Source organism: Variovorax sp. GW823-FHT04B03 (genome assembly GCF_058796495.1).
This window is the reverse complement of the sequence record NZ_JBXAIT010000002.1, coordinates 170,170-193,832: the sequence shown is the minus strand read 5'-3', so window position 1 is coordinate 193,832 and position 23,663 is coordinate 170,170. Positions and strand designations below refer to the sequence as shown.

Genomic DNA, 23,663 nt, shown 5'->3' with positions numbered 1-23,663 from the left:
GGAACCGTAGGGGCGATTATCCCGCCCGGCCTTCGGCGACCCGGCGCGAAGGGGCAAAGGCGGACATCGCCCGATGAAAGGGGGCGCAGCCCGGAGGCTGCGTGCAAGGCGGTGAAGCGGGGGCGGCGGGCGTCGCTAACGCGCGCCGGCGCCGGCCAGCAGCGCCGTCCGGGTGACCAGCAACACCTGGTCTTCGCCGGCCGAGGTTTCGAGCCAGACCACCTCGAGCTGCGGAAACGCCGCTTCGAAGTAATCGCGCTCGTTGCCGATTTCCAGCACCAGCACGGCCTGCTCGCTCATGCGGGCGGGCGCGTCGGCGAACAGCTGGCGCACGAAATCCATGCCGTCGGCGCCGCCGGCCAGCGCCAGTTCGGGCTCGGCGCGGTATTCGGCGGGCAGCGCGGCCATGCTGGCGCTGTTCACGTAGGGCGGGTTGCACAGCACGAGGTCGTACGTGCCGGGCACGTTCTTCAGGCCGTCCGATTCGATCAGCGTGACGCGGGCGTCGAGCGCGTGGCGCGTGACGTTGATGGCGGCCACTTCGAGCGCTTCGGTCGACAAGTCGGCGGCATCGACCGTCACATCCGGGTAGGTGAGCGCCGCGAGCACTGCGAGGCTGCCGTTGCCGGTGCACAGGTCGAGCACGCGCTGCGTGTGTTCGCCCAGCCAGTAGTCGATGCTGCCGTCGGCGATGAGCTCGGCAATGAAGCTGCGCGGCACGATGGCGCGCTCGTCCACGTAGAAGGGCACGCCCTGCAGCCACGCTTCTTTCGTGAGGTAAGCGGCGGGCTTGCGCGTGGCAATGCGCTCGTCGATGAGGGCCGCCACCTTGGCGGCGTCGGCCGGCGACACGGGGGTGTCGGCCACGGCGTCGATGTCGTCCAGCGGCTGCTTCAGGCGCCACAGCACGAGCCAGGCGGCTTCGTCGAAGGCGTTGGCGGTGCCATGGCCGAAGGCCACGCCGGCCTCTTCGAGCCGCTTCGCGCCGGCTTCGATGAGTTCGATGACGGTGCTCATCGGGCGCCTTGCGCAAGCGCCGCGTCGAGCCCGCGCAGCGTGCGCAGGTAGATGTTCTTCAGCGTCTCGATCTCGGCCACCTCGATGTGCTCGTCGATCTTGTGGATGCTGGCGTTCACCGGGCCGCACTCGACCACCTGCTTGCAGATCTTGGCGATGAAGCGCGCGTCGCTGGTGCCACCGCTGGTCGACAGCTCGGTGTCCAGGCCGGTCTCTTCGCGGATCGCCGCCTGCACCGCCGTGACGAGTTCGCCGGGCGTGGTCAGGAAGGGCAGGCCGCCGACGGTCCAGGTCAGCGTGCAGTCGACGCCGTGTGCGTCGAGCACGGCGTGCACGCGCTGCTGCAGCGACTCGGGCGTGGACTCGGTCGAGAAGCGGAAGTTGAAGTCGATCACCGCGCTGCCCGGAATGACGTTGCTCGCACCGGTGCCCGCGTGGAAATTGCTGATCTGCCAGCTGGTGGGCTGGAAGTAGGGGTTGCTCTGCGCGTCCCAGCCGCCGGCCGCGTTGATCGCCACCAGCTCGGCCAGCGCGGGCGCCACCGCATGCACCGGGTTCTTCGCCAGGTGCGGGTAGGCGATGTGGCCCTGCACGCCGTTCACCGTGAGCTTGCCGCTCATGGTGCCGCGGCGGCCGTTCTTGATCATGTCGCCGCAGCGCGCGACTGAGGTGGGTTCGCCGACGATGCAGTAGTCGATGGTTTCACCGCGCGCGGCCAGCGCGTTGCAGACGATCACGGTGCCGTCGACGCCCGGGCCTTCCTCGTCGCTGGTCAGCAGCAGCGCCAGCGTGAGGGTCGGGTCGGGCTCGCCCTGCAGGAATTCTTCGATGGAGGTCACGAAGGCCGCGACCGAGGTCTTCATGTCGCAGGCGCCGCGGCCGTAGAGCTTGCCGTCGCGGTGCGTGGGCGTGAACGGGTGGCTGCTCCACTGGTCGAGCGGGCCGGTGGGCACCACGTCGGTGTGGCCGGCGAAGACCAGCGTCTTGGTCGCCTTGCCGTTGGTGGGGCGGCGCACGGCCCAGAGGTTGGTGACCCGGAAATCGGCCGGGCCGCTCTCGATGGTTTCCAGCGTGAAGCCCAGCGCGGCGAGGCGTTCGCCCAGGATCTGTTGGCAACCCGCGTCGTCGGGGGTGACGGAAGGGCGCGAGATCAGTTGTTCGGCGAGCTGGAGCGTACGGGACATCGAGGGAGCGGGGATTAAGGGGCGGTCAGAACTTCACGTCTAGCGTGATGTCGGTGAAGGTGGGTTCGTCGAGCTGGTCGGTCAGGTCGCGATCCTCGGCCTGCTTCTTGGGCGCGTCGCGGTTCTGCAGGCGCCACATCAGGTTGGTGGGCGAGTCGGCGTTGGCCAGGCCTTCTTCGCGGGTCACGCGTTCCTCGGTGATGAGGCGGGCGATGTCTTCCTCGAAGGTCTGCGAGCCTTCGGCCATCGATTGCTCCATGGCCTCCTTGACGCCGGAGAAGTCGCCCTTTTCGATCAGGTCGGCCACCAGCGCGGTGTTCAGCATCACTTCGAGCGCGGGCACGCGCCCGCCGGCCGGCGTGCGCAGCAGGCGCTGCGACACCACGGCGCGCAGCGCCGAGCCCAGGTCGCCCAGCAGGGTGGGGCGCACCTCGACCGGGAAGAAGCTCAGGATGCGGTTCAGCGCGCGGTAGCTGTTGTTGGCGTGCAGCGTGGCCACGCACAGGTGGCCCGACTGCGCGTAGGCAATGGCGGCCGTCATGGTGTCGCGGTCGCGGATTTCGCCGATCTGGATCACGTCGGGCGCCTGGCGCAGTGCGTTCTTCAGGGCCACCTGCAGCGAGGTGGTGTCGCTGCCCACGTCGCGCTGGTTCACCAGCGATTTCTTGTTGGTGTAGGTGAACTCGATCGGCTCCTCGACCGTGAGGATGTGGCCGCTGGCGTGCTCGTTGCGGTAGTCGAGCATCGAGGCCAGCGTGGTCGTCTTGCCCGCGCCGGTGGCGCCCACCATCAGGATCAGCCCACGCTTTTCCATGATGAGCGACTTCAGGATGTCGGGCAGATTCAGGTCGTCGAAGCTGGGGATGACCGAGGCGATGTGCCGCACCACCACGGCGTAGCTGCCGCGCTGGCGCATGGCGCTGATGCGGTAGTTGCCGGCGCCTTCGAGGGCGACGGCCATGTTGAGTTCGCCCGTGTTTTCCAGTTCCTGGATGCGGGCTTCGGGCACCACTTCCGACAGCAGCGCCAGCGGCGCGGTCGGCGGCAGCACCTGCGCATTGATCGGCAGGCAGTTGCCGTTGATGCGGATCATCACCGGGGAGTGGGCCGAGAGGTAGATGTCGGAGGCCTTGCGCTCGGCCATCAAACGAAGAATCCGTTCCATCATGTTCATCGGTCTCTCTCCTCGGTGCTGTTTTTTTCTCAGGGAAGAAGCGAACCGGCCGCGCGCGTTGAAGCAGGCGGCCGGTGGTGGGTGCGTTTTAGTCGCGCAGCAGGTCGTTCAGGCTGGTCTTCGAACGCGTCTGCGCGTCGACCGTCTTGACGATGACCGCGGCGTAGGTGCTGTAGTCCTGACCCGACTTGGTCTTCTTGGGCAGGCTGCCGCTGATGACCACGCTGCCGGCGGGCACGCGGCCGTACGAGATCTCGCCGGTGTCGCGGTTGAAGATCGGGGTGCTCTGGCCCAGGTACACGCCCATGCCCAGCACCGAGTTCTCTTCCACGATCACGCCTTCGACGACTTCGGAGCGCGCGCCGATGAAGCAGTTGTCTTCGATGATGGTCGGGTTGGCTTGCAGCGGCTCGAGCACGCCGCCCAGGCCCACGCCGCCCGACAGGTGCACGTTGGCACCGACCTGCGCGCACGAACCCACGGTGGCCCAGGTGTCGACCATGGAGCCTTCGCCCACGTAGGCGCCGATGTTCACGTACGAGGGCATCAGGATCGCGCCCTTGGCGATGAAGCTGCCGCGGCGGGCCACGGCCGGCGGCACGATGCGCACGCCCGATTCCTTCAGCTCGGCGGCCGACAGGTGCGAGAACTTGGTCGGCACCTTGTCGTAGAAGCCCAGCGAGCCGGCCTGGATCTGCTCGTTGTCCTTCAGGCGGAACGACAGCAGCACGGCCTTCTTGATCCATTGGTGCACGGTCCACTGGCCCACGCCCTGGCGGGTGGCGACGCGCAGCTTGCCGTTGTTCAGCTCGGTGATCACGTGCTCGACGGCGTCGCGCACTTCGGCGGGGGCGGCGTTGATCGAGATGTTGGCGCGGTCTTCCCACGCGGCGTCGATGATTTGTTGCAGTTGCTGTGTCATGGAGAGAGTCTCGGGTGAAAAAGGGGCAGGGAAGCGGGGGCGACAGGGGGTCAGCGGCGGCCGTCTTTGACGAACCGGACGATGCGCTGGGCGGCCTCGACGCACTCGGCCGTTTCGGCCACCAGCGCCATGCGGATGCGACCGCGGCCCGGGTTGGCGCTGTGGTCGGTGTCGCGCGCCAGATAGCTCCCCGGCAGAACCGTGACATTGTATTGAGCGTAGAGCGCGCGGGCGAAGGCTTCGTCGTCGCCAGCCCACACTTCGGGCACGCCGGCCCAGAGGTAGAAGCTGGCGTCGGGCAGGCGCACGTCGAGCACGGGTTCGAGCAGCGGCGTGACGGCGGCGAACTTGGCGCGGTACTGGGCGCGGTTGTCGACCACGTGCGACTCGTCGCCCCAGGCCGCGATGCTGGCGGCGGCCACGGCGCCGCTCATGGCGCTGCCGTGGTAGGTGCGGTAGAGCAAAAAGCCCTTGATGAGCGCCGCGTCGCCGGCCACGAAGCCGCTGCGCAGGCCGGGCACGTTGCTGCGCTTCGAGAGCGAGGTGAGCGCGATGAGGTTCTTGAAGTCGGGGCGGCCGAGCTTCATCGAGGCTTCCAGGCCGCTGAGCGGGGGCTCGTCGCGGAAGTAGATCTCGCTGTAGCACTCGTCGGCGGCGATCACGAAGCCGTGGCGGTCGGACAGCGCGAAGAGCTTCTTCCACTCGTCCAGAGACATCACCGCGCCCGTGGGATTGCCCGGCGAGCAGACGAACACGAGCTGGGTGCGGGCCCAGACCTCGTCGGGCACGCTGTCCCAGTCGACGGCGAAGTTGCGCGCGGGCACGCTGGGCACGTAGTACGGCTCGGCGCCCGAGAGCAGGGCCGCGCCCTCGTAGATTTGATAGAACGGGTTGGGCGACATCACCACCGGCTTCGGGTTCGCACTGGCGTCGACCACGGTCTGGGCGAGCGAGAACAGCGCCTCGCGCGAGCCGTTGACCGGCAGCACCTGGGTGGCCGGATCGAGCGTCAGGCTGTAGCGGCGATGCAGCCAATGGGTGAAGGCGGTGCGCAGTTTCAGCTCGCCGGCGGTGGCCGGGTAGGCGGCGAGGGCGCCGAGGCCGGCGCTCAGCGCATCCTTGATGAAGGCCGGCGTGGCGTGCTTGGGCTCGCCGATGCCCAGGCTGATGGGGGCGAATTCGGGGGCGGGCGTGACGCCCGCGAACAGTTGCTTCAGCCGCTCGAACGGGTACGGCTGCAATTTGGCAAGCAAGGGATTCATGCCCCGGATTATCGGCGACGGGCAGGGCGGCCCGCACGCCCTGCGCCCCTTGGCCCGCTCAGCAAAGCGGGCGGTTGAACTGGCCGATCATGTTGGCGAAGTTCTGGTTGTAGCGGTTGGCCGCGTCGACGATGGCCGAGCGGCCCATGCGGGCCATCGCACCGGTTTCCTTGCGCTTGAACGCGCCGTCCTTGGCGTCCTTGATCACCGAGCGCGACTGGCCGATGAACTCGTTGATCTGCAGCATGCCGCCGCTGCAGCTCTTGCCGTTTTGGGTCGACTGCTCGGCGGTCTTCTTGCTCCAGCCTGCGGCCGAGTCGGCGACCAGCGCCAGCGAGGCCTCGAAGGCGGCCAGCGCCTGCGGGTCGTTGGGCGCGGCGAACAGCGCCATGGCGTCGGCGTGGTTGAGCTTGCCGTGGTAGATCAGGCCGGCGCGGTAGTAGGCGGCGGTGTCCTTGGGCGCCTTCTCGAAGGCTTCCCTGGTGAGCGCCCGGTCGCGGGCGCTCAGGCCCTTGTCGAAGGCCGCTTCGGCCTGCGCGACGGTGGTGAGCGCGGCCAGGTAGTCGGCGCTCATCTGGCGTGCCTTGTCGCCGTTGTCGGCGAGGTAGCCCTTGGAATTGGCGTAGTCGTTCAGCTCGCGGCTCAGCGGCGACAGCACCTTGAGCGCGGCCGAGAAGGCCTTGGCCGATTCGTCGATCTCGGGCAGCGGCGCGGCGATGGCGGCGGCGGCATCGAGCTTCTTCGCCGAGCGGTCGACCAGGATGTCGTTCTGGATGCGCAGGCTGGTGAGCAGCGCCTTGGCCTGCAGCAGCGGCACCTGGCCGGTCACGTAGCTTTCGCGGGCTTCCTGGAACGAGGTGCGCAGGTTGTTCGACACGTCGACGTAGAGGTTGTACTTCTCGACGAGCTGCTGCTGGTCGTTGCCGGCCTGGGCGGCTGGCTTGGCTTCGGCGGAAGCGGGCGGGGCCGTCTTGTCCACCTTGTCGCCGCAGCCCGCGACGAGCGCCGACACGGCGACCAGGGTGGCACCCAGCAGGGTCTGGTAGTTCTTCATTCTTTCATTTCCTCCATTGAAAAAAAACAGCACGGGCAGGCCGCGGGACGGCGGCTTGCCGGAAAAACATCGTGGGGAGGAGCGCCGCTGTCTGAGGACAGCGGTCGAGGGGCGGGATGGGTCAGACGGCGGTGGCCGCGCTGCGCCGGTAGAAAGCGAGCGAGCCTGCCAGCGCCAGCAGCATGCCGCCGCAGGCGCGGTCGATCCAGCGCGTGGCCGACACCGTGAGCAGCCGGATCGCGCGGGCGCCGACGAAGGCGTAGGCCAGCATCACCGTCATGTCCAGCCCCGCGAAGATCAGCGCAATGATCAGGTACTGCGGCGCCTGCGCGGCGGCCGGGTCGATGAACTGCGGCAGCAGCGCCGAACAGAAGATGTAGCCCTTGGGGTTGGTCACCGCCACCAGGAACGACTTGAAGAAGATGCGCCGGCTTTCGACCGCCGTGACGGCGGCCGCGGCGTCCGCGCTCGGCAGCTGGAAGCCGCCCTGGGAGCGCAGCATGCGCAGCCCGAGCCAGGCCAGGTAGACCGCGCCGACCCACTTGAGCATCGAGAACCAGAACTCCGACGCCGCGAGCAGCGCGCCCAGGCCGAGCGCCACGGCGCCGACCAGCACGAAGTCGGACAGCACCGCGCCGAGCATGCCCGGCAGCGCCCGTCGCACGCCGTGGCGCGAGCCGTTGCTCAGGGCCAGCAGCACCGTGGGGCCGGGCGTGGCGATGGCGGCGAAGGCCACGATGGCGAACAGCAGGGCGGTGGCGAGCGTCATCGGGGCGTCTTTCTTCGGATGGGTTTCTTCTTCAGATCTTCTTGACCAGCACCTGGCTCTTGCGGTCCCAGTTGTACTTGCGCTTGCGCGCCTCGGGCAGCCAGTCGGGGTTGACCTGCTGGAAGCCGCGCTTGAGGAACCAGTGCATCGTGACCGTGGTGAGCACGAAGATGCTTTCCAGGCCCATGGCCTTGGCGCGGTGCTCGATGCGCTTGAGGATGCGTTCGCCGTCGCCCTGCGACTGCGATTGCGGCGACACCGTGAGCGCGGCCATCTCGGCGGTTTTCGCCTCGGGGTACGGGTACAGCGCCGCGCAGCCGAAGATCACGCCGTCGTGCTCGATGACCGTGTAGTGGCCCACGTCGCGCTCGATCTCGGTGCGGTCGCGCTTGACCAGCGTGCCGTCGCGCTCGAAGGGCTCGATGAGCTGCAGGATGCCGCCGATGTCGTCCACGGTGGCTTCGCGCAGGCTCTCGAGTTTCTCGTCGATCACCATGGTGCCGACGCCGTCGTGGACGTAGATCTCGAGCAGCAGCGAGCCGTCGAGCGCGAACGGCAGGATGTGGTTGCGTTCCACGCCGCCCTTGCAGGCCTTCACGCAGTGCTGCAGGTAGAAGGCGGTGTCGGTCGGCTTCTGCGCGGGCGGCAGCGAGGCCAGCAGCTTCTCGGCGGCGGCCAGCGGCAGCTCGGTGTCGATCGGGTTGTCCTCGCTCTCGGGCAGCTCGCTGTCCACGCGGATGCCCGGCACTTCGGTCAGGAAGATCAGCTTGTCGGCCTGGATCGAGATGGCCACGCTGGTCGCCACTTCTTCCATCGTCAGGTTGAAGGCCTCGCCGGTCGGCGAGAAGCCGAAGGGCGACATGAGCACCATCGCGCCGAAGTCGAGCGTGCGGCGGATGCCAGCCGCGTCCACCTTGCGCACCAGGCCCGAATGCTTGAAGTCCACCCCGTCGACCACGCCCACGGGGCGCGCGGTGATGAAGTTGCCCGAGATCACGCGCACCGTCGAGCCGGCCATGGGCGTGTTGGGCAGGCCCTGGCTGAAGGCGGCCTCGATCTCGTAGCGCAGCTGGCCCGCGGCCTCCTGCGCCGAGTCGAGCGCCACGGCGTCGGTGATGCGGATGCCGTGCGAGTACTTCGCCTCGTGGCCCTTGGCCGTCAGCTGCTCGTTGACCTGCGGGCGGAAGCCGTGCACCAGCACGATCTTGACGCCCATGCTCTGGATCAGGGCCAGGTCCTGCGCGATGTTCTGCAGCTTGCCCGCCGCGATGGCCTCGCCCGCGAGCGCGACCACGAAGGTCTTGCCGCGGTGCGTGTGGATGTAGGGCGCGACCGAGCGGAACCAGGGCACGAAGGTGAAATTGAAGACGGTGGACATGGGGCGTGATTGTGCATTCTTGGCAAGGTTTTGGTGCAGCGCGTCATGCCAGGGCGCGCAGCAGCCGGCCGGCCCCGGCCGCGGCGGGCGTGCCGCGGGCCTTGAAGGCCTCGAGCTGGTCGGCGTAGGCGTCCAGCGGCTCCACCGCCGCCTCGGCCGCTGGCGCCGGCGCGGCCGGCGCCAGCGGCAGGCCGAGCAGGGCGGCGAGCTCGTCCGGTGCGATCGAACCCTGTGCCATCAGCGCGTCGACCACCGCCATGAAGGCGGTGGCGTGGGCTTCGAGCAGGCCCAGCGCGCGGGTGTGTTCGCGCGCCAGGATCGCCTCGATCTCGCGGTTGGTGGCGGCCACGTCGGTGTTGAGGTTGTCGTTCGCATCGGTCGTCACGTCGGTGCGGCTCCAGCGGGTGCCGAAGCCCAGGTGGCGCACATGGCGCGCCGCCGTCGCGGTCGCCTGCATCAGGTCGCGCTCGGCGCCGGTGGTGCAACCCGATTCGCCGAACACCAGCCGCTCGGCCGCGCGGCCGGCCAGGCTCACGCACACGCTGTCCAGCAGGTTGCGCTTGGACCAGGCCTTGCGCTTCACGTAGCTGTTGTAGCCGCCCTCGAAGGAGGCCACGTTGATGCGGATCTCTTGTGGCGCGCGGCCGAAGAGCAGGGCGTACACCAGGCCATGGCCGGCTTCGTGCACCGCGAGCAGCGCACGGAAGTCGGCGTTGGCGCGCTGCTTGAGCCGGTTCAGCTCCAGCGCCACCGGGAACTCGCGCCGCGCCAGCCGGAAGCGCGCGACCAGGCGCGGGCCGCCGGGCGTGACTTCGCCGGGGTCGAGCATCAGCCACACGGGCTCGCTGCCGTGCGCGCCCTGTTCGAGCGCCCACAGCGCGGCGTTGACCAGCGTCGCGCTCAGGATCGCGTGGATCGACGAGAACAGCGGGCGCGTGCCCTGCGCCGGGAACACGGCGTTGGCGTAGATCTGCTCGTACACGCTCGCGTCGAGTACGAAGCGCACGCCCGAGCTTTCCTGGATCTCGCCCACGTAGCGGTCGCAGATCGACAGGATCAGGCGCACGTAGGTGGCGCGGCTGAACGACGGGTAGATCACGTGGTTGTTGCCCAGCCGCGCGACCTGCTCGGGCTTGAAGCGTTCGGCCAGCGCCTTCTTCACATCGATGAGCGAGAGCTTCTTCGTCAGCGCGTGGAAGATGTCGGCGTCGGTGTCGCAGTCTTCCACCCGCTTGGCGGTCTCGGCGTACATCTCGTCGAGGTTGCCCGAGACGAAGACCAGCAGCTTGGAGTAATCGGTTTCCCAGTTGTCCTGCGAGGCGCGGAAGGCGCGCAGCCGCGCCTGGATCTCGTCGGGCTTCCAGGTCATGATTTCGAGCAGCGACTCGCGCAGCTTCAGGCAACGCTTGAACTCCTGCGCCTCCCAGGGCGAGAGCTGCAGGCGGCGCTTACGCTTGGTCTTGCCGGCCTTGGCACCGTCCTCTTCGTCTTCCTCGTCGTCATCATCGGTGCGGCGGTCCTGGTCGTACTCGGCCCAGGCCAGCGACGACTCGATCTCGCTGAGCACCGACAGCGACGGCGGCAGGCGGCCGTCCGAGAGCAGCGCCCACACGTCCTGGTAGCGCTCCACGCGCGCTTCCTTGCCGCTGGCGTCCACGGTGCGAAAGCGCTGGAACTCGTCGAGCACGAGGATGCCGGGCGCGCCCTCGGCAATGCCCGACTCGGCCAGCATGGCCGAGATGGAGCCCGCGGTGCGGTGGCCCGAACCGTGGCTGAAGCCGTCCATCTGCACTTCGATGAAGCGGTCGTAGAAGCCCAGGTGCTGCGCCAGGCGCCGTACGAGCTGCGTCTTGCCCGTGCCGGTCAGGCCCCACAGGCAGATGACGACCGGGCGGCTGATGAGTTGCGGCAGCACGTACCAGGCGCGCAGCGAATCGATCACGCGATCGATGATCTCGTCGATGCCGAACAGCTCGGCCTTCAGCGAATGGGCAATGGCCTGCAGGTGGCGCGTGCGCTCGGCCAGCGTGGTGTGCAGGTCGCGGGAAATGTCTGGATGCGACATGAGGTTCTTTTTTTCTTCGAATGATTCGGGACACGGAAACAGGAATGCGGCCGCTTCTCCACGCGAGATGCGAGGAGGGCGGTGGTGCAGGCGCTGTGCGGGTCAGGCTGGCGCGCTTCGACCGAAGTGAAGCGCGAGCGGTGGGCGTTCAGTTCCGCGAAGGAAGCTGAAGCCGGCGCGCGGGCTTCGTCAGGCCGGGCGGGTCGCCTTGACCCCGCCGCGTGCAAGGACGCGGCTTGCGCAGCGGATGCGCATCGAAAGGGGGGCAAGGAAGGAGGTCATGGCCGCGATCGTAGCGGCGGCATGCGGTAGAGTAAAGAGTCTTTACGAAATTTTCTGCGCCACCTGCTGCATGCGGCCTCGCTGTGGATGCCATGCAACAGCGCCGGGGCCCCGCGATAATTGGCGGTTTGCCCGCCTGCCGCCGCGCGCAACGACCGACGACTGCCTTGCCTTGACGACCCTCACACCTCCCGCCCCCCTGCGCATCGAGTTTCCCGAATCGCTCCCGGTCTCCGGCCGGCGCGAGGAGATCATGGCCGCCATTGCGGCGCACCAGGTCGTGATCGTCTGCGGCGAAACGGGCTCGGGCAAGACCACGCAGCTGCCGAAGATCGCGCTGGCGCTCGGGCGCGGCAAGCTCAATGCCGAACCCGGCAAGGGCCGGCTCATCGGCCACACGCAGCCGCGACGCATTGCCGCGAGTTCGGTCGCCAAGCGCATTGCCGAAGAGCTGAAGACGCCGCTGGGCGACGTGGTCGGCTTCAAGGTGCGCTTCCAGGACCGCCTGAGCCGCGACGCCTCGGTCAAGCTGATGACCGACGGCATCCTGCTGGCCGAGACGCAGACCGACCCGCTGCTCAAGGCCTACGACACGCTCATCATCGACGAGGCCCACGAGCGCTCGCTGAACATCGACTTCCTCTTGGGCTACCTGCGCGAGATTCTTCCGCGCCGGCCCGACCTGAAGGTGATCGTCACCTCGGCCACCATCGATGCCGACCGCTTCGCGCAGCACTTCGCTTCGGCCAAGGGCCCCGCGCCGACGATCATGGTGTCGGGGCGCACCTTCCCGGTCGAGCAGCGCTACCGCCCGTTCGAGGAGTCGCGCGAGCACGACCTGAACGACGCCATCGCGGACGCGGTCGACGAACTCTGGCGCGACCCGCACAACGCGGGCGACATCCTGATCTTCCTGCCCGGCGAACGCGAAATCCGCGAGGCGGCCGACCACCTGCGCCGCCACGTCAGCCACCAGCCGTTGTTCCGCAACGCCGAGGTGCTGCCGCTGTTCGCCCGGCTCTCGGGCCCAGAGCAGGACCGCATCTTCGAAAGCCACCACGGCCGGCGCATCGTGCTGGCCACCAACGTGGCCGAGACCTCGCTCACCGTGCCGGGCATCCGCTACGTGATCGACACCGGCACGGCGCGCGTCAAGCGCTACAGCTTCCGCAGCAAGGTCGAGCAGCTGCTGGTCGAGCCGATCAGCCAGGCCGCGGCCAACCAGCGTGCGGGCCGATGCGGGCGCGTGGCGAACGGCATCTGCATCCGCCTGTACGACGAGAAGGACTTTGCGGGCCGCTCGCGCTTCACCGACCCGGAAATCCTGCGCTCGTCGCTCGCGGGCGTGATCCTGCGCATGAAGTCGCTGCGGCTGGGCGACGTGGCGCGTTTCCCGTTCCTCGAAGCGCCGTCGCCGCGCGCGATTGCCGACGGCTACCAGCTGCTGAATGAACTCGGCGCGGTCGACGACGCCAACGAACTCACGGCCACCGGTGCGGAGCTGGCCAAGCTGCCGCTCGATCCGCGTGTGGGCCGCATGATTTTGGAAGCGCGCACGCGCGGTGCGCTCGAAGAGGTGCTCATCATCGCCTCGGCCCTCAGCGTGCAGGACGTGCGCGACCGCCCGATGGAAGCCCAGCAGCAGGCCGACCAGGCGCACTCGAAGTTCGACGACGAGAAGAGCGAGTTCAGCGGCTACCTGCGGCTGTGGAAGTGGATTGCCGACGCGCGCGGTGGCCATGGCGACACGCACAAGCTGAGCAACCGCCAGTACGAGCAGTTGCTGCGCCAGAACTTCATCAACATCCGCCGCGTGCGCGAATGGCGCGACATCCATTCGCAGCTGCTCACGGTGGTCACCGAGCACAAGTGGCGCATCAACGCCACGCCGGCCGGCTACGAGCCGCTGCACCTGTCGATGCTCGCGGGCCTGCTGGGCAACGTGGGCTGGAAGCTCGAGGACGACGAGGCCTACCTCGGCGCGCGCGGCATCAAGTTCTACAAGCACCCCGGCGCGCACCTGAAGAAGAAGCCGGGGCGCTGGATCGTCGCGGCCGAACTGGTCGAGACCACGCGGCTGTTCGGGCGCGGCATCGCCAACATCGAGCCGCAGTGGCTCGAACAGGTGGCGGGGCACCTGCTGAAGAAGCAGCTGCTCGATCCGCATTGGGAAAAGAAGGGCGCGCAGGTCTCGGCGCTGGAGCGCGCGACGCTGTACGGCCTCGTGGTCTACAGCGGGCGGCGTGTCGATTTCACCAAGGTCGATCCGGTGTCGGCGCGCGAGATCTTCATCCGCGAAGCGCTGGTCGGCGGGCAGTGGGAAAGCAAGTTCCCGTTCCTCACGGCCAACCGCAAGCTGGTGCGCGAGGTCGAAGGCCTGGAGCACAAGGCGCGCCGGCAGGACGTGCTGGTCGACGACGAACTGATCTTCGCCTTCTACGACGCGCAGCTGCCGGCCGACGTGGCCAGCGGCATCACCTTCGAGAACTGGTACCGCCATGCCTCGAAGGACCAGCCGCGCCTGCTGTACCTCACGCGCGACGAGCTCATGCGCCACCAGGCGGCCGGCATCACGACGCAGTCGTTCCCACCCACGCTGCGCCTGGGCGGTGTCGATTGCGCCGCGAGCTACCTGCACGAACCGGGCGATGCGAAAGACGGCCTCACGGTCAGCGTGCCGCTGTTCGTGCTCAACCAGGTGAACGAAGAGCGCTGCGAGTGGCTGGTGACCGGCATGCTCAAGGACAAGATCCAGGCGCTGCTCAAGAGCCTGCCGCAGCGCCCGCGCTCGCGGCTGGTGCCGCTGCCCGAGTCGGCCTCGAAGCTGGCCGAGGAGCTGTCGGCGCCCGAACTGTTCGGCACCGGCTCGCTCACCGACGTGCTGCTCAAGCGCGTGCGCGACCTCACGAGCATCGACGTGAAGCGTGCCGACTTCAAGCTCGACATGCTGCCGCCGCACCTGTTCATGAACCTGCGCATCGTCGACGAGCACGGCCGCCAGCTGGGCATGGGCCGCAACCTCGGCGCGCTGAAGGCGGAGCTGGGCGCGCAGGCGCGCGGTGCCTTCCAGGCGCTCGCGGGGCTCAACGTGAAGGCGTCGCCGGCGCCCAAGGCCGCGCCTGCGAACGGGGGCCAGGCACCGGCAACAAAGAACGCCGCGCCCGAGAAGGCTGCACCCACGCTGCCCGCCGGCCAGCGCTACACGAGCTGGACCTTCGGCGAGCTGCCCGAGCTGATGGAAGTGCGGCGCGGTTCGCAGTCGCTCATCGGCTTCCCGGCCCTGCGCGACGAGGGCGATGCCGTGACCATCGAGGTGTTCGACGAGCCCGCCGTGGCGGCCGCGAAGCACCGCGCCGGCCTGCGCCGCCTGTTCGCGCTGCAGCTGAAGGACGCGCTGAAGTACCTCGAGAAGAACATCCCCGACCTGCAGAAGATGTCGGTCGCCTACATGCCGCTGGGCACGTCGGAAGAACTGCGCACGCAGATCATCGACGTGGCGATCGACCGCGCCTTCCTGCAGGAGCCGCTGCCGACCGACGAGTTCGCCTTCAAGAAGCGGCTCGAGGAAGGGCGCGGGCGGCTCACGCTGATCGCCAACGAGGTGGCGCGGCTCGCGGGCGTCATCCTCGTGGAGTACGCAGCGGCGGCGCGCAAGATCAAGGACACGAAGGTCCAGCCCGAGGCGGTGCAGGACGCAGCGCAGCAGCTGCAGAAGCTCGTCGGCAAACGCTTCATCGCCGACGCGCCGTGGACGCAGCTGCAGCACTTCGCGCGCTACCTCAAGGCCATCGTGCTGCGCCTGGACAAGCTGCGCGCCGACCCCGCGCGCGACACGGCCAAGCTGGCCGAGCTGAAGCCGCAGGAACAGCGCTACTGGCGCCTCGTGGCCGAGCGCAAGGGTGTGGTGGACGAGCGCATGCTCGAATTCCGCTGGCTGCTCGAGGAGCTGCGCGTGAGCTTCTTCGCGCAGGAGCTGCGCACGCCGCAACCGGTGAGCGTGAAGCGGCTCGACAAGGCCTGGGCGCAGCTTCAGGCGTAAAAAAAGCCCGCGGCGACGCGGGCTTTTTTCATGATGGCGCGGGCGCTATATGCGGCCCATGAGCACGAGGATCACCAGGACCAGCACCACGAGCCCGAGGCCGCCGCTGGGCCCGTAGCCCCAGGACCGGCTGTAACCCCAGCTCGGCAGCGCGCCGATCAGCAGCAGGATCAGGACGATCAGCAGAATGAACGAGAGGGACATGTTTTTTCTCCTGGGACGTTGTTGTCACGAGCCTCCATGCTCATCGTCCCGGGGCGCCGCGAGCGCCGGAGAGCCGCCCCTGACGCGGTCAGGGCTGTCCTACCGTGGGCGTCGGCGCTTTACCGGTGCGCCTGCCAGCAGGAAGTGCATGGCCACGCCCACCGCCAGGAAGATGGCGCCCAGCCCGCCGACGATGGCGGCACCGCCCCACAGGTCGAAGAAGCCGTCGAGTCGGGCGTCCTGCGGGTTCGCGGGGTTGAAGAACACGCCCACGACTTCGCCCTTGTCGTACGCAGGCGGGTTGCTGCTGCTCGACGGCGAGAACTCGACGATCGCGCCCGACGGCAGCGTGAAGCGCACCCGCGGGCGCCACGTCGGCGAATTGCTGCGGCTCGAACTTCCCGCGGACTGCAGCGCGATCACCTCGCCCTGCGCCTTGCCGGCCGATGTGATGAACTTCGTGGTGTTCTGGTAGAGCAGCCAGCCGCCGATGAGCATGAGCGCGCCGACGAGCGTGAAGATGCGCGTGATGAGGCGGGTGGGGTTCATTGAGGTGGGCTTCAGTTGCGCATCCACTCGGCCGACAAGGTGCCCACGGCGGCCAGCACCAGGCTCGACACCAGGAAGCCCACGGCCCCCAGCGTGGCCAGCAAGGCCCGTTGCCAGGGGCGCGTGCGGAAGAAATAGACCGGGATGCCCAGCAACGGAAAGATGCCCGCGAGCAGCGCCGACCGGCCGGGCGCGGGCACGCCGCGCGCGAGGCCGTCGGCCCGGCACCACGTGTAGCACAGCGCCGAGATGAGGAACACATGCGCCACGTCCAGCGCGGTGTAGTCCTTGCCGCGCAGCGGCGGCAGGAACGCGTCGGCGATGCCCGCCACGAGGAACGAGAGGGCCAGGGCCAGCAGAATCCAGCGCGGCCGGTTCATCGTCATCGCGGTGCCTGGATAGCGGCCGCCGGCGTCAGAGCTTCGCGAGGCGGTCGAGCGCGGCGAGCAGCGTCTCGTCCTTCTTGGCGAAGCAGAACCGCACCACGCGCTGGTCGAAGCCGTCGCCGTAGAAGGCCGACAGCGGGATCGCCGCCACGCCGATCTCGCGCGTGAGCCAGAGGCAGAAGTCGGCCTCCGACAGGTCGCTCACCGCCGAGATGTCCACGCACTGGAAGTAGCTGCCTTCGCTGCGCAGCAGCTTGAAGCGGGTCTTCTCGGCCAGGCCGGCCGCGAACAGGTCGCGCTTGCGCTGGTAGAAGGCCGGCAGCTCCAGATAGGGCTCGGGCCGCGCCATGTACTGCGCCAGCGCGTGCTGCATCGGCGTGTTCACCGTGAACACGTTGAACTGGTGCACCTTGCGGAACTCGGCCATCAGCGGCGCGGGCGCAGCCACGAAGCCGACCTTCCAGCCGGTGACGTGGTAGGTCTTGCCAAAGCTGCTGACGATGAAACTGCGCGCCGCCAGGCCGGGGAAGCGCGCCACGCTTTCATGGCGCGCGTCGTCGAACACCATGTGCTCGTAGACCTCGTCGCTGATCACGAACACGTCGGTGGGCGCGAGCAGGTCTTCGAGCTGTCGCATCTCGGCCTCGGTCCAGACCGTGGCGCTCGGGTTGTGCGGCGTGTTGATGATGATCGCGCGCGTCTTCGGCGTGAGCGCGGCGGCGATCTTGTCGAAGTCGGGGCGGAAGGTGCCGGGCACGAGCGGCACGCGCACGACCTTGCCACCGGCCAGGTCGATGTTGGGCACGTAGCTGTCGTAGCAGGGCTCCAGAACGATCACTTCGTCGCCGGGGCGCACGATGGCCAGGATGGCCGTGATGATCGCCTGCGTGGCGCCGGCCGTGACCGTGATCTCGGTCGCGGCGCTGTAGCTGCGGCCGTAGAGCGCCTCGATCTTGGCGGCGATGGCATCGCGCAGCGACGGGATGCCCGGCATCGGCGGGTACTGGTTGTGGCCGGCCGCCATGGCGGCGGTCACGTCTTCGAGCAGCTTCGGATCGCAGTGGAAATCGGGGAAGCCCTGGCCGAGGTTCACGGCGTTCTTCTCGGCCGCGAGCGTGGACATCACGGTGAAGATGGTGGTGCCGACAGCCGGCAGCTTGGTGGTGATCTCGGGCGTGCGGGGAGAAGACGAAGGGGTGGCGGTGCTCATGGTCGGTCGTCGCGGGGGAAAAAGCGAAAGGTCAGAGTTCGTAGTCTTGTTGGTGGCCGCTCAGGGCCTTCGCGATCAGGTTGCGGTCGAGGCGGTCGGAGAGCAGCTCGGCGAACTTGAAGACGAAGTTGCGCAGGTAGGCGCTGCGCTTGAAGGCGACGCGCGCGATGTTCTGGCCGAACACGTGGCCCATCGGACGCACCACGAGGTCGGCGTTCGACTCGTCGCGCACGGCCATCTCGGCCACGATGCCGACGCCCAGGCCCAGGCGCACGTAGGTCTTGATCACGTCGGAATCGATGGCTTCGAGCGCGATGCGCGGCGTGAGCTTCTTCTGGGCGAAGGCGTGGTCGATGCGCGTGCGCCCGGTGAACGACGGGTGGTACGTGATGATCGGCTCGCTCGCGAGGTCTTCGAGCGACACGCGCTCCTTGGCCGCCAGCGGGTGGTCCTTGGGCAGCACCAGCACGTGCTGCCATTCGTAGCAGGGCAGCGTGACCAGCTCGGCGTAGCCGTCGAGCGATTCGGTGGCGATGCCGATCTCTGCGATCTCGTCGATCACCATGCGCGCCACCTGGTCGGGCGAGCCCTGGTGCAGGCTCACGTTGACCTTCGGGTAAGCCTCGCGCAGGTTGGCCACGGGCACCGGCAGCACATAGCGCGCCTGGGTGTGGGTGGTGGCGATGGAGAGGGTGCCGCTGTCCTGCGCGCTGAACTGTTCGCCGATGCGCTTGAGGTTGCCGACCTCGCGCATGATGAGTTCGATGCTGGCGATGACGTGCTGGCCGGGTTCGGTGATGCGCTTCAGGCGCTTGCCGTGGCGGGCGAAGATCTCGACGCCGAGCTCTTCCTCGAGTTCGATGATCGCCTTGGAGACGCCGGGCTGCGAGGTGTGGAGCGCCTTGGCCGCCTCGGTGAGGTTCAGGTTGCGCCGCACGGCTTCCTGAACAAACTTGAACTGGTGCAGATTCATATCAAATTCCGTCTGATTGCGGAATTCATTATGCCTTTGAAGTCTATAAAAATGACCGGGACTTCAGGATTTGATGGCAATCCGGGCCAGCAAAGCGACCAGTTCAGGCGATTCGCCCACGATCGGGGCCAGCGAGAAGTCCACCTCGGGCCAGCGCTGGCGCAGGGCGTCCAGCTGCAGCGGCAGGTCTTCGCGGGCGTGCTTGCCCATGCCCAGGAACAGCGGTACGACGTGCACCGCGGTGGCGCCGTCGGCGATCAGGGCTGCGGCGGCGGTTGGCAGGTCGGGCGCGGCCAGTTCCATGTAGGCACACAGCACGCGCACGGCGGGGTCGTCCTCGCGCATGCGGGCGGCGACCGCCTCGATGGGCTCGCGCCAGCGCGCGTCGCGCGAGCCGTGCGCGAGCAGCACCGTGCCCCGCACCTGCGTGGTCATCGCCTCAGGACCAGCCAGCTGAAGGCTGTGAGAGACAGCACCGAATAGATCAGCCCCGGCGCCGCCGCCGTGAGCCAGGGCGACCAGTTGCTCAGGTTGCCGAGGTAGCCGAACACGTTGTTCAGCAGGAAGAAGCTGATGCCGATCATCACGCCGCCGAACACGTAGGTCGTGATGCCGGCCTGGCGGAAGTGCAGGTAGGCGAAGGGCAGGGCGAGCACCACCATCACCAGGCACGACAACGGATAGAACACCTTGCGCCAGAACTCGATCTCGTAGCGCTGCGCCGTCTGGCCGTTGGCGTTCAGGTGCCGGATGTAGTCGAACAGGTCGATGGTGCTCATGCGGTCGGGCCGCAGCAGCGCGACCGACACCATTTCGGCGGTGAGCGAAGTGGGCCAGTCCATCTTCTCGACATGGGTGGTCGTGATGCGGGCCTTGTCGGCGGTGCGGGTTTCGTAGTCCTGCTGCTCGACCTCGGAGAGCACCCACTTCTCGTCGAGGATGCGGGCCGACTTGGCCATGAGCTGCTTGCTCACGTAGCCGTTGCCGTCGAACTCGAAGATGCGCGTGTTCTGCAGCGAGCCGTCGCGCGAAATCGACAGCACGTTGACCGCATACGAGGTATCGCCGCGCTTTTCCTTCAGCCAGGCGCCGGTGTTGCCCACGAGCGAATAGGTGCCCTGGTAGCGCGACTTGAGCAGCTGGCCGGTGCGTCCCGACAGCGGCGCGATGTAGTCGCCGATGGCAAAGGTGAGCACGACGAAGCCCAGCCCCAGCAGCAGCAGCGTGCGCAGAGCGCGCCACGGGCCCAGGCCGCTGGTGCGCAGGATGGTGTATTCGGAGCTTTGCGCCAGCCGCGCCATCACGAAGATGCAGCCGATCAGCACCGTGATCGGCAGCAGCTCGTACAGGTGGCTGGGCACCAGCAGCAGCACGTAGATCAGCGCCTGCACCGGGCCGTAGGCCAGGCTTTCGGGCTTGCCCACGGACTGCAGCTCGTCGACGAAGTCGAAGAAGAAGAACAGGCTCAGGAAGCCGAGCGTCACGAAGGCCACGGCCTTCAGTGCCTCGACGTAGATCAGTCGGCGGATGGTTTTCACGAGGTCGGGTCGATCCGGGAAGGCGGTACGGCCGGCAGGGCGCCGACCGTGGCGGCGCTGGCGCGGGCCTGTCGGCGGGCCGACCAGTTGTTGTTGCGCAGCGTGAGCCAGGCCGTGGCGAAGAGGAAGACGCCGCCGTGCAGCAGCAGCATGAAGGACCCCATGCCGTAGCGGCCCGAGCTGATCCAGCTCTGGCCCAGGTTCAGCAGGTTGTAGTAGACGACGAAGGCGAACAGCGCAAATACGAGGTTGCCGCTGCGTCCCACGCGCGGGTTGACGCTGGACACCGTCAGCGCCAGCAGCACGAAGTTGATGGCGGCCAGCAGCATGCCGAAGCGCCAGCCCAGCTCGCCCAGGCTGGCATCGCTGCGGTCGCGCAGCAGCGAGAGCGTGGAACGGGCGCGCGTGGGCGTGCTGTCGCCGGTGGCGTTCGAGCTGCCGCCAGCGCGCGTGCCGTAGGTCTTGAACTCGCTGATCTTCAGGCCCGATTCCGTGAACAACGGGCGTTCCAGGCGCTGGCCGTTGCTCAGCAGCAGGAAGCGGTGGTTGTCGATGTCCTCGATGCGGCCGCTGCGCGCCGACGTGGTGATCTGCAGCCCACGCTCGACGGCCCAGATGAACACGTTGGTGGCGGTGGCGCCGTCGGGCGTGTCCTTGTCGATGAAGAACACGCGCAGCCGGCCCGAGGACTCGCGGAACTCACCGGGCGTGACGCGCTCGATGTCGCTGCGCTGCTCGTACTGCTGACGCATGCCGATGGTCTGCGAGTTGGCCCAGGGCCAGCCCACCAGCGCCATGGCGGCGATGAGCAGCAGCACAGGCCAGGCGAAGCGGAACAGCGGCTGGACGAAATCGGCCAGGCCGCGCCCGCTGGAGAACCAGATCACCATTTCGCTGTCGCGGTACATGCGAGAGAGCGTGCCGACGATGGCGATGAACAGGCTCAGGCTCAGGATGGTCGGCATGTAGCCGAGCACCGTGTACGCCATCACGAGGAAGACCTCCTGCGGGTTCACGCTGCCCTTGGACGCCAGCCCGAGCGTACGGATGAGCATCATGGTCATCACGATGGTGACCAGGACGACGAGGGTCGCTCCGAAGCTGCGCGACAGCTCCTTGCGTAGGGAAGAATGGAATAACATCGTTCGAGGAAAAAAAGGATTATGGACTTTCAACTCAAGACCCTCACCGTCGCCCAGGCCGCCGCCGAGAAATCCGACCTCCTCATCGTGCTCGTCGGCAGCGCTCTCCCCACCGCCAAAGACCCCGTTTCCGTGCTCGCCGCCAGCGCCCGCAAGGCCGGCGACCTGCCTGACAAGGCCGGCAAGCTGCTCGCGCTGTACCGCCCCGAGACCGTGGTGCCCTCGCGCGTGCTGCTGGCCGCCATCGGCGACGGCAAGGCCGCTTCGGTGCGCAGCGCCGTGAGCGCGGCGGTTGCCGCCGCCAAGGCCAACGGCCCCAAGCGCGTCGTGATCGTCTTCGCGCAGCCGGCCGACGCCGCCGCGGTGGCCGCCGCCGTCACGGCCGCGGCCGATGCCAGCTATGTCTACACCACGACCAAGTCGAAGGCCGAGCCGCGCAGCATCCGCCACCTGACGCTGGGCGTGGCCGAGGCCGCCAGCCCCGCCATCACCAAGGCTTTCGACGACGCCCGCGCCACGGTCGCGGGCATCGAGCTGGCCAAGGAGTGGGGCAACCGTCCCGCCAACCACGCCACGCCCACGCTGCTGGCCGAAGCCGCCAAGGGGCTGGCGAAGCTGCCGCGCATCAAGTGCGAAGTGCTGGGCCCGAAAGAGGTCGAGAAGCTCGGCATGGGCGCGTTCGCCGCCGTGGCCCAGGGCTCGGCCGAACCGCTGCGCTTCATCGTGCTGCGCTACCAGGGCGGCGCCAAGGACGAGGCCCCCGTGGTGCTCGTGGGCAAGGGCATCACTTTCGACACCGGCGGCGTCTCGCTCAAGCCCGCGGCCGAGATGGACGAGATGAAGTTCGACATGTGCGGCGCCGCCAGCGTGCTCGGCACCTTCCGCGCGCTGGGCGCGATCCAGCCGGCGATCAACGTGGTCGGCCTGATCCCCTCGTGCGAGAACATGAACGACGGCAAGGCCGTCAAGCCCGGCGACGTGGTCACCAGCATGAGCGGGCAGACCATCGAGATCCTGAACACCGACGCCGAAGGCCGTCTCATCCTGTGCGACGCGCTCACGTACGCCAAGCGCTTCGACCCCGCCGCCGTGATCGACATCGCGACGCTCACAGGCGCCTGCGTGGTGGCTTTGGGCGGCGTGCGCAGCGGCCTGTTCGCGAGCGACGAGTCGCTGGCCTCCGCGCTGGAATCGGCCGGCGAGGCTTCGCAGGACCGCTGCTGGCGCCTGCCGCTGGACGACGACTACGCCGAAGGCCTCAAGAGCAACTTCGCCGACGTGGCCAACATCGCCGGGCGTGCCGGCGGCGCGATCACCGCGGCCAAATTCCTGCAGCGCTTCACGGCCGACTACGCCTGGGCGCACCTGGACATCGCAGGCACGGCCTGGAAGAGCGGGGCGGCCAAGGGCTCGACCGGCCGGCCCGTCGGCCTGCTGGTGTCGTACCTGACGAACCGCGCGGGCAGCAGCAACGCCGCTGCCGCCGCACCGAAGGCCGGCAAGGCTGCCAAGCCTGTGAAGAAGGCCGCTGCGCCCAAGGCCCCGGCCAAGCCGGCCCGAAAGGCCCGGTCCGCGCAGTGACCGACATCGGCTTTCACTACAACGCGCCCGACAAGCTCACCTACGCTTGCCGGCTGGTTCGCAAGGCCGTGAACACACGCGGCCTGCGCGTGGTGGTGGTGGGCGATGCGCGCGCGCTCGACACGGTCGATGCCGCGCTCTGGCAGCTGTCGCCGGTCGACTTCGTCGCGCACTGCCGCGCCGATGCGCCGGCCCATGTGGTCGCGCGCTCGCCCGTCATCCTGTGCGCCGAAGGTTCGGACGCGGCCTCGCTGCCGCACCGCGAGATGCTGGTCAACCTGGGGCTCGAGGTGCCAGCCGGCTTCGAGCGCTTCGAACGCATGATCGACATCGTGAGCGACGAGGCCAACGACCGGCAGGTCGGCCGCACCCGCTGGCGCCACTACGCCGACCGGGGCTACACGATCCAGCCGCACGATTTCGCAAGGAGCGCTTCCTGATGGCCAGCACGCTGCGCACGCCGCCCCGGTTCGTCCCGACGCTGACGACCGTGCTCGAGATTCCGGCCGAGCCCGTGCCGGTCGCCGAGACGGTGCGACCCGCGGGTGCGCCGGTGTCGCAGCCCCCGCCGCCGGACCCCGCGAGCGCCGTGGCGTTGCCGCCGTCGGTGTCGCTCACGCCGGCCGAAATCGTCAGCCTCGAAGAGCAATTGCTGCACCGCGTGCTGCAGCGCGTCGACCTGTCGCTGGAAGAGCGATTGAGCGACGCCGTGTCAGCTGCCGTTCAGCATCAGCTCGACGAAATGGTGCCGCGTCTGCGCGGCGAAATCGAGGCCGTGCTGCGCGCGCTCGTCATCGAATCCATGGCCGCTGAACTCTGTGAAAACACAGGGGAAAACACAGGGTCTACGCCAACTTCCGGCGCATAAATCCTCGGCTAAACTGCGCCGCAGGTCGGAATGGCGTGAGGGTGCCGCTGGTCTGCGGCGCGAAAC

General features: G+C 68.2%; 21 protein-coding genes. 4 read left to right on the top strand and 17 right to left on the bottom strand.

Annotation, left to right across the window (positions count from 1 at the left end; translation table 11 throughout):
- Window positions 1-135 precede the first annotated feature (135 nt).
- The 9 genes from prmB to AC1RAD_RS09555 form a co-directional block, all read right to left on the bottom strand.
- Window positions 136-1,017: a 50S ribosomal protein L3 N(5)-glutamine methyltransferase gene (gene prmB / locus AC1RAD_RS09595; protein ID WP_492734644.1), complete on the bottom strand. Its 882-nt coding sequence runs from the start codon at window positions 1,015-1,017 to the stop codon at window positions 136-138.
- Window positions 1,014-2,201: a succinyl-diaminopimelate desuccinylase gene (gene dapE / locus AC1RAD_RS09590; protein WP_492734643.1), complete on the bottom strand. Its 1,188-nt coding sequence runs from the start codon at window positions 2,199-2,201 to the stop codon at window positions 1,014-1,016. Before dapE ends, prmB begins: the two co-directional genes overlap by 4 nt.
- A gap of 25 nt (window positions 2,202-2,226) precedes the next feature.
- Complete coding sequence (locus AC1RAD_RS09585; protein ID WP_062470184.1) at window positions 2,227-3,375, bottom strand: PilT/PilU family type 4a pilus ATPase; 1,149 nt, start codon at window positions 3,373-3,375, stop codon at window positions 2,227-2,229.
- Window positions 3,376-3,463: 88 nt separating this feature from the next.
- The gene (gene dapD / locus AC1RAD_RS09580; RefSeq protein WP_062470187.1) at window positions 3,464-4,297 is read right to left on the bottom strand and encodes a 2,3,4,5-tetrahydropyridine-2,6-dicarboxylate N-succinyltransferase; all 834 of its coding nucleotides are present in this window, start codon (window positions 4,295-4,297) and stop codon (window positions 3,464-3,466) included.
- Window positions 4,298-4,347: 50 nt separating this feature from the next.
- Window positions 4,348-5,559 (bottom strand): succinyldiaminopimelate transaminase, encoded by a 1,212-nt coding sequence (gene dapC, locus AC1RAD_RS09575; RefSeq protein WP_492734642.1) that lies wholly within the window; start codon window positions 5,557-5,559, stop codon window positions 4,348-4,350.
- 58 nt (window positions 5,560-5,617) lie between these two features.
- Window positions 5,618-6,613, bottom strand: coding sequence for a DUF3829 domain-containing protein (locus AC1RAD_RS09570; RefSeq protein WP_492734641.1), 996 nt, complete (start codon window positions 6,611-6,613; stop codon window positions 5,618-5,620).
- Between the two features lie 121 nt (window positions 6,614-6,734).
- Entirely contained in the window at window positions 6,735-7,382 is a 648-nt protein-coding gene (locus AC1RAD_RS09565; RefSeq protein ID WP_492734640.1) for a LysE family translocator, read from the bottom strand.
- A 31-nt stretch (window positions 7,383-7,413) separates the two neighbouring features.
- The gene (gene argA, locus AC1RAD_RS09560; protein ID WP_492734639.1) at window positions 7,414-8,760 is read right to left on the bottom strand and encodes an amino-acid N-acetyltransferase; all 1,347 of its coding nucleotides are present in this window, start codon (window positions 8,758-8,760) and stop codon (window positions 7,414-7,416) included.
- Between the two features lie 43 nt (window positions 8,761-8,803).
- Window positions 8,804-10,825, bottom strand: coding sequence for an AAA family ATPase (locus AC1RAD_RS09555; RefSeq protein ID WP_492734638.1), 2,022 nt, complete (start codon window positions 10,823-10,825; stop codon window positions 8,804-8,806).
- 352 nt (window positions 10,826-11,177) lie between these two features.
- Here AC1RAD_RS09555 and hrpA point away from each other — a divergent pair, with 352 nt between their 5' ends.
- Window positions 11,178-15,146, top strand: a complete 3,969-nt coding sequence (gene hrpA / locus AC1RAD_RS09550) for an ATP-dependent RNA helicase HrpA (RefSeq protein WP_492734637.1) — start codon at window positions 11,178-11,180, stop codon at window positions 15,144-15,146.
- 45 nt (window positions 15,147-15,191) lie between these two features.
- On the opposite strand, the gene AC1RAD_RS09545 is transcribed toward hrpA, so the two are convergent.
- The 8 genes from AC1RAD_RS09545 to lptF all read right to left on the bottom strand — a co-directional run bounded on the left by AC1RAD_RS09545 (window position 15,192) and on the right by lptF (window position 21,148).
- Window positions 15,192-15,350, bottom strand: coding sequence for a DUF3309 family protein (locus AC1RAD_RS09545; protein ID WP_082817953.1), 159 nt, complete (start codon window positions 15,348-15,350; stop codon window positions 15,192-15,194).
- A 99-nt stretch (window positions 15,351-15,449) separates the two neighbouring features.
- A complete protein-coding gene (locus AC1RAD_RS09540; RefSeq protein ID WP_492734636.1) occupies window positions 15,450-15,899 on the bottom strand; it encodes a DUF3592 domain-containing protein in 450 nt (149 codons plus the stop codon).
- An 11-nt stretch (window positions 15,900-15,910) separates the two neighbouring features.
- The gene (locus tag AC1RAD_RS09535; RefSeq protein WP_492734635.1) at window positions 15,911-16,285 is read right to left on the bottom strand and encodes a rard protein; all 375 of its coding nucleotides are present in this window, start codon (window positions 16,283-16,285) and stop codon (window positions 15,911-15,913) included.
- 28 nt (window positions 16,286-16,313) lie between these two features.
- On the bottom strand, window positions 16,314-17,495 hold the full coding sequence (locus AC1RAD_RS09530; RefSeq protein ID WP_095745413.1) for a pyridoxal phosphate-dependent aminotransferase: 1,182 nt from the start codon (window positions 17,493-17,495) through the stop codon (window positions 16,314-16,316).
- Window positions 17,496-17,526: 31 nt separating this feature from the next.
- Window positions 17,527-18,468, bottom strand: a complete 942-nt coding sequence (locus tag AC1RAD_RS09525) for a CysB family HTH-type transcriptional regulator (RefSeq protein WP_062470216.1) — start codon at window positions 18,466-18,468, stop codon at window positions 17,527-17,529.
- A gap of 63 nt (window positions 18,469-18,531) precedes the next feature.
- Window positions 18,532-18,903, bottom strand: coding sequence for a sirohydrochlorin chelatase (locus AC1RAD_RS09520; protein ID WP_492734634.1), 372 nt, complete (start codon window positions 18,901-18,903; stop codon window positions 18,532-18,534).
- Window positions 18,900-20,006, bottom strand: a complete 1,107-nt coding sequence (gene lptG / locus AC1RAD_RS09515; protein WP_062470221.1) for an LPS export ABC transporter permease LptG — start codon at window positions 20,004-20,006, stop codon at window positions 18,900-18,902. The genes AC1RAD_RS09520 and lptG overlap by 4 nt, the downstream gene beginning before the upstream one ends.
- Window positions 20,003-21,148, bottom strand: a complete 1,146-nt coding sequence (lptF, locus tag AC1RAD_RS09510) for an LPS export ABC transporter permease LptF (protein WP_492734633.1) — start codon at window positions 21,146-21,148, stop codon at window positions 20,003-20,005. The genes lptG and lptF overlap by 4 nt, the downstream gene beginning before the upstream one ends.
- Before the next feature lie 21 nt (window positions 21,149-21,169).
- On the opposite strand from lptF, the gene AC1RAD_RS09505 reads away from it, so the two are divergent.
- Genes AC1RAD_RS09505 through AC1RAD_RS09495 form a run of 3 tightly spaced genes read left to right on the top strand, consistent with a single transcriptional unit; the run spans window position 21,170 to window position 23,597 of the window.
- Window positions 21,170-22,729, top strand: coding sequence for a leucyl aminopeptidase (locus tag AC1RAD_RS09505; RefSeq protein ID WP_492734632.1), 1,560 nt, complete (start codon window positions 21,170-21,172; stop codon window positions 22,727-22,729).
- Window positions 22,726-23,169 (top strand): DNA polymerase III subunit chi, encoded by a 444-nt coding sequence (locus AC1RAD_RS09500; RefSeq protein ID WP_095948627.1) that lies wholly within the window; start codon window positions 22,726-22,728, stop codon window positions 23,167-23,169. Before AC1RAD_RS09505 ends, AC1RAD_RS09500 begins: the two co-directional genes overlap by 4 nt.
- Complete coding sequence (locus AC1RAD_RS09495; RefSeq protein ID WP_492734631.1) at window positions 23,169-23,597, top strand: hypothetical protein; 429 nt, start codon at window positions 23,169-23,171, stop codon at window positions 23,595-23,597. The genes AC1RAD_RS09500 and AC1RAD_RS09495 overlap by 1 nt, the downstream gene beginning before the upstream one ends.
- Window positions 23,598-23,663: the final 66 nt, after the last annotated feature.

Excerpts from the sequence above, each read along its gene's own strand:
- AC1RAD_RS09555 (WP_492734638.1), bottom strand. The coding sequence starts at position 10,825 with ATGTCGCATCCAGACATTTCCCGCGACCTGCACACCACGCTGGCCGAG.
- AC1RAD_RS09540 (WP_492734636.1), bottom strand. The coding sequence starts at position 15,899 with ATGAACCCCACCCGCCTCATCACGCGCATCTTCACGCTCGTCGGCGCG.
- dapE (WP_492734643.1), bottom strand. The coding sequence starts at position 2,201 with ATGTCCCGTACGCTCCAGCTCGCCGAACAACTGATCTCGCGCCCTTCC.
- lptF (WP_492734633.1), bottom strand. The coding sequence starts at position 21,148 with ATGTTATTCCATTCTTCCCTACGCAAGGAGCTGTCGCGCAGCTTCGGA.
- AC1RAD_RS09505 (WP_492734632.1), top strand. The coding sequence starts at position 21,170 with ATGGACTTTCAACTCAAGACCCTCACCGTCGCCCAGGCCGCCGCCGAG.
- AC1RAD_RS09520 (WP_492734634.1), bottom strand. The coding sequence starts at position 18,903 with ATGACCACGCAGGTGCGGGGCACGGTGCTGCTCGCGCACGGCTCGCGC.
- hrpA (WP_492734637.1), top strand. The coding sequence starts at position 11,178 with ATGCGGCCTCGCTGTGGATGCCATGCAACAGCGCCGGGGCCCCGCGAT.
- AC1RAD_RS09585 (WP_062470184.1), bottom strand. The coding sequence starts at position 3,375 with ATGAACATGATGGAACGGATTCTTCGTTTGATGGCCGAGCGCAAGGCC.
- prmB (WP_492734644.1), bottom strand. The coding sequence starts at position 1,017 with ATGAGCACCGTCATCGAACTCATCGAAGCCGGCGCGAAGCGGCTCGAA.
- AC1RAD_RS09530 (WP_095745413.1), bottom strand. The coding sequence starts at position 17,495 with ATGAGCACCGCCACCCCTTCGTCTTCTCCCCGCACGCCCGAGATCACC.
- dapD (WP_062470187.1), bottom strand. The coding sequence starts at position 4,297 with ATGACACAGCAACTGCAACAAATCATCGACGCCGCGTGGGAAGACCGC.
- dapC (WP_492734642.1), bottom strand. The coding sequence starts at position 5,559 with ATGAATCCCTTGCTTGCCAAATTGCAGCCGTACCCGTTCGAGCGGCTG.
- AC1RAD_RS09570 (WP_492734641.1), bottom strand. The coding sequence starts at position 6,613 with ATGAAGAACTACCAGACCCTGCTGGGTGCCACCCTGGTCGCCGTGTCG.
- AC1RAD_RS09495 (WP_492734631.1), top strand. The coding sequence starts at position 23,169 with ATGGCCAGCACGCTGCGCACGCCGCCCCGGTTCGTCCCGACGCTGACG.
- argA (WP_492734639.1), bottom strand. The coding sequence starts at position 8,760 with ATGTCCACCGTCTTCAATTTCACCTTCGTGCCCTGGTTCCGCTCGGTC.
- AC1RAD_RS09535 (WP_492734635.1), bottom strand. The coding sequence starts at position 16,285 with ATGACGATGAACCGGCCGCGCTGGATTCTGCTGGCCCTGGCCCTCTCG.
- AC1RAD_RS09525 (WP_062470216.1), bottom strand. The coding sequence starts at position 18,468 with ATGAATCTGCACCAGTTCAAGTTTGTTCAGGAAGCCGTGCGGCGCAAC.
- AC1RAD_RS09565 (WP_492734640.1), bottom strand. The coding sequence starts at position 7,382 with ATGACGCTCGCCACCGCCCTGCTGTTCGCCATCGTGGCCTTCGCCGCC.
- AC1RAD_RS09545 (WP_082817953.1), bottom strand. The coding sequence starts at position 15,350 with ATGTCCCTCTCGTTCATTCTGCTGATCGTCCTGATCCTGCTGCTGATC.